This window comes from Nocardia sp. NPDC059228 (assembly GCF_042754245.1).
Lineage (GTDB): Bacteria > Actinomycetota > Actinomycetes > Mycobacteriales > Mycobacteriaceae > Nocardia.
In genome coordinates this window covers 143414-154172 of sequence record NZ_JBHZAL010000019.1, presented here as the reverse complement: position 1 = coordinate 154172, position 10759 = coordinate 143414, and the positions used below count along the sequence as shown (strand labels likewise).

The following is a 10759-nucleotide window of genomic DNA, read 5'->3' as shown; positions in this document are numbered from 1 at the left end:
TATTTCGGCTCGGCGGCATCCAGCGGGCCCATGCAGAAGGCGATCACGTACATGGTGCGCCCGGCCATCGCCCCACGGTAGTGCTCGGTCATGACCGTGCGCATGTCGACCGGATCCACCCAGTTGTTGGTCGGCCCGGCGTCGGCCTCGTTCTCCGAGCAGATGAAGGTCCGACCCTCCACCCGTGCCACGTCGCCGGGGTCCGAGACGCACCAGAACGAGTTGGGTTTGGCCGAGAGCGGGACGAAGGTGCCGTTGGCCACCAGCTCGGCGGTGAGCCGATCCCATTCGCCGCGGGACCCGTCGCAGTAGACGATGCGCTCGGGCGCGGTCAACTCGGCGATCTCCGCGACCCAGGCCAGGATGCCGGGATGGTCGGTCGGCGTGGTGGCGACGGCGGCGAGGGGACGTTCAAGCACGGCGAGCCTCTCTGACGGAAACAGCTAGGTTTTTAGTTTAGAAAACACGCAATCAGACAGCCGGGCGGGGCCGCCGGACGGGTGCCAGGACACCCGCTAAGCGGGCTGTTCGAGCGCCTCGGCCTGGCCGGAGACCACGCCGGTGAGGATCGCGCGGGCCACCGTGAGCAGTTCGGCGACCTGCGGCGAGGTCAGCGCGTAGGTGACCGAGAGCCCCTCCCGGCGGGCGGTGACCAGACCGGCCCGCCGCAGAATGGACAGCTGCTGGGACAGATTCGCGGCCTCCACGCCGATTTCGGTGAGCATCTCCGAGACCGCGTACTCCCGCTGACTGAGCAGTTCGAGCACTCGAATGCGCACGGGATGACCCAGCGTTTTGAAGAAGTCCGCCTTCATCTGATAGAGCGGCCGTTGCATTCCTGGCACCTGCGAGCCACTCCTTCCAACTGGCGGCGGATCATCCCTGTGCACGACCCACCCGGCAATTGCAGAGTTTAGCAACCAGGCCAATCAAGGCCCATGCCGGCGTGGCACGGGCGTGCGGCGGCCGCGCGGGTCAGCCAGGGATGAACCGCTTTGCCGAGTGATGAGATTTCGCGTGCATGGTACGTTCGGTCGTTCGCCGGACCGCCTACCAGAAAGACCAACCGTGCCCCTCGCCACCCTGAACGGCATCCGCCTCAACTACGACGTCACCGGCAGCGGGCCGCTGGTCGTGCTGGTCATGGGCACCGGCAGCCCGGGCCGGGTGTGGCGCACGTATCAGGTTCCGGCACTGGTGAAGTCGGGCTTCCGGGTCGCCACCTTCGACAATCGCGGCATCGCGCCCTCGGAGGAGAGCGCGCACGGCATGCGCATCGAGGATCTGGTCGCCGACACCGCCGCCCTCATCGAACACCTCGGCGGCCCAGCACATGTGGTGGGCACGTCCCTGGGTGCGCGCGTGACGCAGGAGCTCGCGCTGGCGCGGCCGGAGCTGGTGCGCAAGGCGGTCATGCTGGCCACCACCGGACGGCCGCATCCGCTGGCGAGCACGTTGAGCCGCGGCGAGCAGGCCCTGCAAGAGCAGGGCGTGAAACTGCCGCCGGAATACGCGGCGGCCATCAAGGCGATGCTGAACCTCTCCCCGCACACGCTCGAGGCCGACGACCAGGCCCAGCAGTGGCTCGACATTTTCGAGTACTCCGCTAGCGCAACGGAACCCGCACCCGGGGTGCTGGCCCAGATGCGCATGGACCGCTCCGGCAATCGGCTCGCCGACTACGCCCGGATCACCATCCCCAGCCTGGTCGTCGGATTCGCCGACGATCGGATGCTGCCACCGGTTTTCGGCCGGGAGGTGGCCGCGGCGATTCCGGGCGCGCGCTTCGTCGAGATCGAGAAGTGCGGCCACTACGGGTACCTGGAACGCCCCGAGGAGGTCAACCGCACCATCATCGACTTCCTCACCAACGGGCACGCCTGAGCCCCAGCAGATTCCGGCCTCACCCCGGAGAGGAGGGACCGGACAGCGCTAGGGCGCACCGAGTTCGGCGGCAATCGCGCCGGCCAGCAGGGTGCGGGCCCGGTCGAGGGTGAGCGAGCCGCTGTGCCAGCGCTCGCTCAGACCCTCGACCAGGGCGGTGAGGCGTTCCGCGACGGCCGCGGCGTCGAGATCCAGTGGGATGGAACCGGTTTCCTGACCGTGCAGGATGAGCGTCTCCACATCGGAGTTCCAGGATTCGGTGCTGACCCGGAGCGGTTCGCGCAGTGTGGGATCGAAGGCCGCGCTGGCGCGCAGTTCACCCCAGGCGACGCTGTTCTCGCGGACCTCGTCGGTGTCCTGCAGTTCCAGCAGCAGCATGCGCTCGACCTGCGCGCGGGGGTCCATGAGGTCGGCGAAGGCCTGGTCGGTGTAGGACTCGGCCCGGTGATTGATGTGCTCGAGAGCCGCGCGCAGGATGCCGGCGCGGTCCTTGAAGTGGTAGTAGATCAGCGCGGTGGACACGCCCGCGGCGGCGGCCAGTTTCTCGACCCGCAGTCCGCGGACTCCGTCCTGCGCGATGACTCGAACGGCGGCTTCCAGGATCTGGGTCTGACGGTCCGACACGATTCCTCACTCTAGAACGATTGCGCGGCCGGTCCGGAACGGGCGGCGTCCCCGAACCGGCCGCGCCCCGGCGAATCACAGGCTTCACCGGGAGCTCGGATGCCTCAGTCGACGGGTTCCTGCTGGGTGGTGCAGTGGATGCCCCCGCCACCGGCCGCGATGGCGTCGATATTGATCTGCACCACGGTCCGATCCGGGAACAGCCGCCGCAGCGTGGACTGCGCCGCCGAATCGGCCTCGGGGTCACCGAATTCGGGGGCGATGACACCGCCGTTGCAGACGTAGAAGTTGATGTACCCCGCGGCGAAGTCGTCGCCCGCGCCCCGGTAGCGCAATTCCGAAGGCGCTTCGAGAGTTTCGATCTCGAGCGGGCGGCCCTGCGCGTCGGTGGCATTGTGCAGGATGTCGAGGTGACGGCGGGTCACGTCGTAGTCGAAGGACTCCTCGTTGTTGTCGAGTCCCGCGACCACGACGCCGGGGCGGGCGAAGCGGGCGTAGAAATCGGTGTGGCCGTCGGTGATGTCGTGCCCGGCGATGCCCGGCAACCAGATCACCTTCTTGATACCGAGCAGATGCTCGAGCTCGGCCTCGACATCGGGCTTCTTCCAGCCCCGATTCCGATTGTTGTTCAGCACACAGGATTCGGTGATGAGCGCGGTGCCCTCGCCGTCGACCTCGAGGCCGCCGCCCTCGAGCACCAGATCGGTGTGCACGGTCTCCACCCCGGCGCGGCCGTCGACGGCGGTGGCGACCTTGGCGTCGCGGCGGTGCTGCTGTTTGCCGCCCCAGCCGTTGAAGTTGAAGTCGACGCCGGCCTTGGTGCCGTTGCCCTTCACGAACACCGGCCCGGTGTCGCGCATCCAGAGGTCGTCGAGGTCGGCGACGATGAGCTCGACATTCGCGCCGCCCAGCAGGTTTCGCGCCATGTCGAGTTCGTCCTGGCGCACCAGCATGGACACCGGTTCGAAGCGGGCGATGGTGGCGGCGATGGTGGCCAGGTTCTGGCGGACCTGCGGCAGCAGCTGCCTACCCCAGATGGCTTCGCTCGCGCCGAAGGCCATCCAGGTGCGCTTGTGCGGCGCGCCCTCGTCGGGCATCACCCAGGAGCGGCCGTCGTTCGGCGTGGAGGACGAGGTGTCGCCGCTGAACCACGACGAGATCGGCCCATCGCAGCCCGCGAGCAGCAGCCCGCCCATGGTCAAAATCCCGGATCGCATGAACCGGCGTCGTTGCATCTCGCAATCTCCTTGTGTGAGGGGCACGGCGCGGCGTTTCCCTCTCCGGCGCGCTGAATCCGCTGAACCCGCTGGTAGGACGGCCGTCCGCACACGACGACCCCGAGCCGGGCACCAAGGACTGTATTCCTGACTGAATTTTCAGTCAAGGAGCGCGACGCAGGTCACCCGGCACAGGTGGGCCCGGAGCACGGGCACAAGATCGGCGGGGCCGTTTGACGAGAGCCGTATATCTTTGCGCGCCAGCATCATCCGCCACCGAGCGCGCCCTAGTGTGGCCCTGACGACGATCGATGACAGGAAGGAAGCAGATAGTGGCAGGCAAGGGCGCGGACTGGCTGGAACCGATCGAGGAGTCCACGCAGCGGTTCCTCGCGACGGTCGACACGCTCACCGACGACCGGATCGGCGGCGACTCGCTGATCCCGCCGTGGACGCGCGGCCACGTCATCGCGCACGTCTGCCGGGCCGGGGACAGCCTGGTCCGCCTGCTGACCTGGGCACGCACCGGCGTGGAGACCCCGCAGTACGCGAGCATGGCGGCGCGGGCCGCCGAGATCGAGGCGGGCGCGGCGCGCTCGGTGGCCGAACAGCTGGCCGATGTGGCAGCCGGCGCGGAGCGGTTCGCCGACGCGGTGCGGCTGCTGCCGGCCGAGGCGTGGGAGCGGACCGTCCGGCCCCGTACCGGGGAACTGCGGACACCGGAGACGCTGGTGCCGATGCGGCTGCGGGAATTGGAGATTCACCACGCCGACCTGAATGCCGGATACGCGTTCTCCGACATTCCCGAATCCGCGGCGCGCTGGATTCTCGACGGTATCGCCGACGCGCTCTCCGGCCGGGCGTCCGACGGCCCGGCCCTGCGGCTGCGAGCCACCGACAGCGACTTCCGCCGGGAACTGAGGGGCTCCGAACACGCGGCGCCGATCGGCATCGGGGGGACGCAGGCCGACCTGCTCGGCTGGCTCAGCGGCCGGATTCCCGCCGCCGCAACCGGACTCACCGCCGCGGGCGCCGACACCGTGCCGCCGGCCCCGACCTGGATCTGACCATCCCGAATTCGGTCATCCCACCCCCACGCGGCCCCGACGCCGGTCAGACTCGAAAACTATGACCGCCGTTCGCAGTACCGCCACCGTGGCCGCCGTCCTCGTGATCACCGGTGCCGGGGCTGTCGCGACAGGTCCGGCCGCGGCGCCCGCGCGGGCGTACGGACCGGCGTCGTGCGTTCCGGGGAATCCCACCCAGCCCACCTCCGAGCTGTTCGCCACCACCAACACCGCCACCATCACCGACCCGGGCGATCCCCGGCTGAGCGACCGGTTGTCGCAGTTCGAGCTGGAGGTGGACGCGACCGCGCTCACCGAACTCGCGCTGCCCGTCGGCTCGGAACTGCTGGACGGGGTGTTCTGGTCCTCGGACACCGGGGCGGCCACCTACGAGCGGTCCCGCCAATTCCAGCTGGCCTGTACCGATTTCAAGAATCTGTGCTGGGTCGCCGACGACCTGCGGGTGCGCTACAACCAGGAATCGGTGCTGACCTTCGAGTACCTGCCCGGCGACGATGTCCGCGCCGATGGCTTCACCGTCACCGTCCCGGGCATCAACCGCGCCCGCTTCCACGATGCCCTGGTCGCGGATCCGCGGGTGCGTGACCGGCTCGGCGGCGGATCGGTCACCGAATCGGGCGATCTGGTGCTGGTGGCCGACCGCGCCGATCAGGATCTGGTGCGGAATTTCGTGACCGGACTCGGCGGCGCATGGAACGAGGACGAACTGCGTTACGGCGATCGCGAATTCGTACACGGCACCGGTACGGCCGCTCTGGCGTGCCAGCTGTGACCGCCCGAGGGCATCGCTGTCATCTGCATGGTCCTATGGTGAGACCAGTATCCTCGGGGGATGAAGCGTACGTCGTTCGCGCGGTGGCCCTGCTCGGTCGCCCGGACCATGGATCTGCTCGGAGACTGGTGGACGCCGCTGGTGCTGCGTGAAGCCTTCTACGGGGTGCGGCGATTCGACGAGTTCCAGCAGGAATTGGGAATCGCCCGCAATACGCTCAGCGATCGGCTCAAGCGGCTGGTCGAGGAGGGGCTGCTCGAAAAGCGGCCGTACCACACCGAACCCACCTGGTACGAGTACGTGCTGACCGAGAAGGGCCGCGACTTCTGGGATGTGCTGCTGGTGATGTCGCGGTGGGGCGACCGCTGGCTGGCCGACGCGGACGGGCCGCCGGTGATCCTGAACCACACCGCGTGTGGTCACGACACCCAGCTCAAGGTGGTGTGCGAACACTGCGATCAACCGGTGCCGATCGAGGAGTCGCGGCTGCGCATGGGGCCCGGCTATCCCGAGCGGCTGCGCGAGCGGCCCGATATCCGGGCGCGGTTCGCGCGGCAGGAGACCAAGTAGCTGTCCCGGACTCCGGTGCCATCCCTAAATCATGCGTTGACCTGCATCGTCTATTTATGCAACCATCGAGCCGGTAGCAGCTTTCACAGCGAGGTGACGCATGGAGTGGACCGGCGCGAAGTATGCCGATGGACCGACGGCGCAGGCCGAGATCTGGATCGACGCGACGCCCGAGGCGGTGTGGGCGCTCGTCTCGGATATCGGGCTGATGCCGGAGATGAGCGCGGAACTGCAATCGGCGCACTGGGTGCGGCCGGACACCCCGCCCGGCGTGGGCAGCACCTTCGTGGGCACCAGCCGGCACGAGGCGCTGGGCGAATGGTCGACGACTTCCCATGTCGTGCAATGGGATCCGCCGCATGTCTTCGCCTGGGCGGTCAGTGATCCCGAGAACCCCTCGGCCACCTGGCGTTTCACCGCCGAGTCCGCGGGCGGCGGCACGACTCTGCGGCAGTGGGTCCGCATGGGCCCCGGCCGGTCCGGGCTGAGCATCGCCATCGAGGCCATGCCCGAGAAGGAGGAGAAGATCGTGTTCGTGCGCATGCGGGAATTCGAGGCCGCCATGCAGGCCGTGGTCGCCGACATCAAGCGCCGTGCCGAGGAGGGGACCCGCTGATGCGCACCGCCACCACCGTCGAACTCTCCCGCGACTCCCAGCAGGTCATCGATTTCGTCCGCGAGGCCGAGACCATGGGCCTGGACATCTGCTGGGTCGCCGAGGCCTGGGGCTCCGACGCCCCCTCGGTGCTCGGTTTCCTCGCCGCCCGCACCGATCGAATCCTGCTGGGCTCCGGCATCATCCAGGTCGGCACCCGGTCACCGGTGGCCATCGCCCAGGCCGCGCTCACCCTGGCCGAACTCTCCCAGGGCCGCTTCCTGCTCGGCCTGGGCTCCTCCGGCCCGCAGGTCATGGAAGGGCTGCACGGCGTCCCGTTCGCCCGCGCCCTCACCCGCATGCGCGAGACCATCGACGTCATCAAGCAGGCCATGGCCGGCGAAAAGGTCTCCTATCAGGGTGACACGATCCGAATCCCCTTGGACGGCAACAGCAAACCGATGCGGCTGTCGATCCCCGCCAACACCGGCATCCCGATCTACATCGCCAGCATGTCGCCCAGGATGCTCGAGCTCACCGGCCGGGTGGCCGACGGCTGGCTGGGCACCAGTTTCGTCCCCGAGGGCTCCCACGCCTACTTCGACCACCTCGACGCCGGCCTCGCCGCCGCCGGCCGCATCCGCGCCGACATCGATGTCTGCCAGGGCGCGGAGGTCGCATTCTTCGACGACGAGGAAGCCGTCACCCGCCACGTCGCCGGCCGAAAACTGGAGCTGGCCTTCAGCATCGGCGGCATGGGCAGCGAGAAGACCAACTTCTACAACGCCGCGTACGCCCGCCAGGGCTGGTCCGACGTCACCGGCGAGATCCGGCAACGCTGGCAGGCCGGCGACCGCGCGGGAGCAACCGCGCTGGTCACCGACGACATGATCCTCGCCACCACCCTGATCGGCACCCCGGACATGGTGCGGCGCCGGCTCCGGACGTGGAGCGACGTCGGCGTCGACACCGTCCGCCTCTATCCCGCGGGCGACACCCTCGACACCAAGTTGTCCAACCTCGCCCAGGCCCTGGACCTCGTCGCCGACCTCGACCACACCCCGATCAGCTCGCCGTCGCCCGCCGACTGATCTCGGCCACAGGGCCCGGTTTCGGCCAGGGCACAGTCCTTTCCGCGATCGCCGCAGCGAGCGGGCTGTCGCGGACCGGACAGCATAATCTCGATTCATGGTGCCGGGGACGAATGGGGCGGGATTGCCGCCGAGTCTGGTGGAGGTGGCGACCCGGCAGGTGCGGGCCGAGGTGCTCAGCGGGGTGTTCGAACCCGGGGAGCGAATCGGCGAGGAGGCGCTGTGCGCGCGGCTGGGGACCAGTCGCGCGCCGGTGCGGGAGGCATTGCGGCTACTGGCCCAGGAGGGGCTGATCGAGCATGTGCCGCGCCGGGGGTTCCGGGTCGCGGTGTGGTCGGCGACCGACATCCTGCAGCTGTTCGAGTTGCGGCGGGTGCTGGAGCGGCACGCCATCGAGAACGCTTTCCCGCTTGCGGCAGAAGGTGATCCACTACGCGAGGTACGGGCCGCGCTCGAGGAGATGCGCGCGGCCGACGCCGCCGGGGACCTGTTCGAGCGCGACAATGCCCATCGCCGCTTCCATGCCGCCATCGTGGCGCTGGCGGGCAACCGGCAACTGAATCTGGCGTATGAGCCGATCCTGTTGAAACTTCAGCTCCCGATGGCTCGCAACCTGCGCGCCGAGGCGCGGATCGCACAGCGCCGCAATGGCATTCGACGCCACGCCGAACTGCTGTCCGCCCTGGAGTCGGGCGACGCCGCCGTCGCCTGCGACGCCCTGGTCCGGCACGGCGAGCTGGCCTATCTGGACCTGGATATCCGCTAACACAGCGGATACATTGCGGGACCGCCGATTTCACACATTCTGTCGACAATCGACAGATGAGCACCACCGGTCCCACGGTCGTGGAGATTCTGGCTTCACACGAAAGCGGCAGCGGCTCGCCGACGCACACCGCCGCGCGGGTCGCCGACGCCATCGCCGCCCGCGGCGCGGACGGCACCTGGATCACCCCGGTGCCGCGTGAGCAGCTGCTGGCCGCCGCCGCCGAGATCGAACGCCGCCCGGGGGCGCGCACCCTGCCGCTGTACGGCGTGCCGTTCGGGGTGAAGGACTCCATCGACGTGGCGGGGTGGCCCACCACCCTCGCCTGTCCCGATTTCGCCTATACGGCCACCGAGACCGCGCCCGCCGTCCAGCGCCTGCTGGACGCGGGCGCGCTGTTCGTCGGCAAGACCAACCTGGACCAGTTCGCGACCGGGCTCAACGGCACCCGTACGCCCTACCCCATTCCGCGCAGCGTCTATGGCGGCGAATTGATCTGCGGCGGATCCAGTTCCGGGTCGGCACGCGCGGTGGCGCTGGGCGAGGTGCCGTTCTGTGTGGCCACCGATACGGCCGGGTCGGGCCGGGTGCCGGCCGCGCTCAACGGGATCCTCGGCTGGAAGCCTTCGCGCGGGCTGATCAGCACGGTGGGCCTGGTGCCGGCCTGCCGATCGCTGGACTGCCTGTCCCTGATGGCGACCACGGTGGAGGATCTGGACCGGGTCTTCGAGGTGATCGCGGGCGTGGATTCGGACGATCCGTGGAGCCGGGAGCGCGGGCCGCGTTTCGGCGGCGGGCGGGTGCGGATCGGCCTGCCCGACGCGGCCGAACTGGAATTCTTCGGCGACGAGGTCTTCCGGTCCGCCCATCTGGGTGTGCGAGATCGGCTGGGACGGCACGGATTCGACTGTGTACCCACCACGCTGGAGCCCTTCCTGGCCGCGGGTGAGCTGCTGTACCAGGGTCCGTGGGTGGCCGAGCGGCTGGTGGAGTTCGAGACCTTCCTGGCCGCGCAACCCGGCTCGATCCTGCCGGTGATCCGCGAGATCCTCACCGGCGGTTTCCGATTCACCGCGGTCGACGTGTTCCGCGCGCAGCAGCGCCTGCAGGAGTTGCGGGCCGCGGTCGCGCGGATGTGGGCAGAATTCGACGTGGTCGTGGTGCCCACCATCGGCACCACCTTCACCGTGGCGCAGGTGCAGGCCGATCCCATCGCCACCAACACCGTGCTGGGCCACTACACGCATTTCGGGAATCTGCTGGATCTCACCACGATTTCGGTACCGGTGGGCAGCACCGTGGACGGCCGCCCGCTGGCGGTCATGGTCTTCGGACCGGCCCTCGCCGACGACACCGTGCTCGCGGCGGCCGCCCGCATCCTCGACGAGCCGCGCCCGGCCGTGGCGCATTCGGAATTCCGGCTCGCACAGAAAGAACGACAATGACGGCAGTTCACCGCATTCCGGCGCAACCCACGGATTTCCCCTTCGACCCCGACGCCCTGGCGTTGCTCGTCATCGACATGCAGCGCGATTTCCTGCTACCCGGCGGTTTCGGCGAGAGCCTCGGCAATGACGTGGCGCTACTGCGCACCGTCATCGAGCCGCTGGCGGCGCTGCTGGCCGCCGCCCGCGCCGCCGGGCTCCCCGTCATCCACACCCGCGAAGGCCATCTGCCCGACCTGTCGGACTGCCCACCGGCGAAGCTGGCGCGCGGCAACCCCGCCCAGCGCATCGGGGACCCGGGCCGGTTCGGGCGCATCCTGATCCGCGGCGAATACGGCCACGACATCATCGACGAACTCGCGCCCCGCGACGACGAGGTGGTGATCGACAAGCCCGGCAAGGGTGCGTTCTACGCCACCGAGCTGGCGGATGTGCTGGCCCGCACGGGGATTCGCTCACTGCTGGTCACCGGCGTCACCACCGAGGTCTGTGTGCACACCACGGTGCGCGAGGCCAACGACCGCGGCTACGAATGCCTGGTCGTCTCCGATTGCGTCGGTTCGTATTTCCCGGAGTTCCAGCGCGCCGGCCTGGCCATGATCGCCGCGCAGGGCGGCATCTTCGGCTGGGTCGCCGATTCCGCGGCCGTCCTCGGCGCGCTCACCTCCGCCGTCTCCCCCGCCCCGGCCCAGTGAACAGGAACTCGC

General features: G+C 69.0%; 12 protein-coding genes and 1 pseudogene. 9 read left to right on the top strand and 4 right to left on the bottom strand.

Going from position 1 to position 10759, the window contains the following annotated elements; all coding sequences use genetic code 11:
* A pseudogene (locus ACFXKA_RS26745) lies at positions 1-419 on the bottom strand (phosphoenolpyruvate carboxykinase); the annotation flags it as partial.
* Between the two features lie 96 nt (positions 420-515).
* Complete coding sequence (locus tag ACFXKA_RS26740; protein WP_354840301.1) at positions 516-836, bottom strand: metalloregulator ArsR/SmtB family transcription factor; 321 nt, start codon at positions 834-836, stop codon at positions 516-518.
* 232 nt (positions 837-1068) lie between these two features.
* On the opposite strand from ACFXKA_RS26740, the gene ACFXKA_RS26735 reads away from it, so the two are divergent.
* Positions 1069-1884, top strand: coding sequence for an alpha/beta fold hydrolase (locus ACFXKA_RS26735; RefSeq protein ID WP_379429375.1), 816 nt, complete (start codon positions 1069-1071; stop codon positions 1882-1884).
* Positions 1885-1932: 48 nt separating this feature from the next.
* On the opposite strand, the gene ACFXKA_RS26730 is transcribed toward ACFXKA_RS26735, so the two are convergent.
* Together ACFXKA_RS26730 and ACFXKA_RS26725 are read right to left on the bottom strand one after the other, a co-directional pair.
* Positions 1933-2508, bottom strand: a complete 576-nt coding sequence (locus ACFXKA_RS26730; protein WP_379429374.1) for a TetR/AcrR family transcriptional regulator — start codon at positions 2506-2508, stop codon at positions 1933-1935.
* Positions 2509-2612: 104 nt separating this feature from the next.
* Complete coding sequence (locus ACFXKA_RS26725; RefSeq protein WP_379429373.1) at positions 2613-3743, bottom strand: agmatine/peptidylarginine deiminase; 1131 nt, start codon at positions 3741-3743, stop codon at positions 2613-2615.
* Positions 3744-4057: 314 nt separating this feature from the next.
* Between ACFXKA_RS26725 and ACFXKA_RS26720 the strand changes: the two genes are divergently transcribed.
* The 8 genes from ACFXKA_RS26720 to ACFXKA_RS26685 all read left to right on the top strand — a co-directional run bounded on the left by ACFXKA_RS26720 (position 4058) and on the right by ACFXKA_RS26685 (position 10747).
* On the top strand, positions 4058-4792 hold the full coding sequence (locus ACFXKA_RS26720) for a maleylpyruvate isomerase family mycothiol-dependent enzyme (RefSeq protein WP_379429372.1): 735 nt from the start codon (positions 4058-4060) through the stop codon (positions 4790-4792).
* Between the two features lie 61 nt (positions 4793-4853).
* Positions 4854-5585: a hypothetical protein gene (locus tag ACFXKA_RS26715; protein WP_379429371.1), complete on the top strand. Its 732-nt coding sequence runs from the start codon at positions 4854-4856 to the stop codon at positions 5583-5585.
* A gap of 60 nt (positions 5586-5645) precedes the next feature.
* On the top strand, positions 5646-6155 hold the full coding sequence (locus ACFXKA_RS26710; protein WP_354840285.1) for a helix-turn-helix domain-containing protein: 510 nt from the start codon (positions 5646-5648) through the stop codon (positions 6153-6155).
* A gap of 100 nt (positions 6156-6255) precedes the next feature.
* Positions 6256-6771 carry an SRPBCC family protein gene (locus tag ACFXKA_RS26705; RefSeq protein ID WP_379429370.1) on the top strand — a complete coding sequence of 172 codons (516 nt, stop codon included), beginning with the start codon at positions 6256-6258 and terminating at the stop codon, positions 6769-6771.
* Positions 6771-7841: an LLM class flavin-dependent oxidoreductase gene (locus ACFXKA_RS26700; RefSeq protein ID WP_379429369.1), complete on the top strand. Its 1071-nt coding sequence runs from the start codon at positions 6771-6773 to the stop codon at positions 7839-7841. The genes ACFXKA_RS26705 and ACFXKA_RS26700 overlap by 1 nt, the downstream gene beginning before the upstream one ends.
* A 97-nt stretch (positions 7842-7938) precedes the next feature.
* The gene (locus ACFXKA_RS26695; RefSeq protein ID WP_379429368.1) at positions 7939-8607 is read left to right on the top strand and encodes a GntR family transcriptional regulator; all 669 of its coding nucleotides are present in this window, start codon (positions 7939-7941) and stop codon (positions 8605-8607) included.
* Between the two features lie 56 nt (positions 8608-8663).
* Entirely contained in the window at positions 8664-10052 is a 1389-nt protein-coding gene (locus ACFXKA_RS26690; RefSeq protein ID WP_379429367.1) for an allophanate hydrolase, read from the top strand.
* Complete coding sequence (locus ACFXKA_RS26685) at positions 10049-10747, top strand: cysteine hydrolase (protein WP_354840271.1); 699 nt, start codon at positions 10049-10051, stop codon at positions 10745-10747. The genes ACFXKA_RS26690 and ACFXKA_RS26685 overlap by 4 nt, the downstream gene beginning before the upstream one ends.
* Positions 10748-10759: the final 12 nt, after the last annotated feature.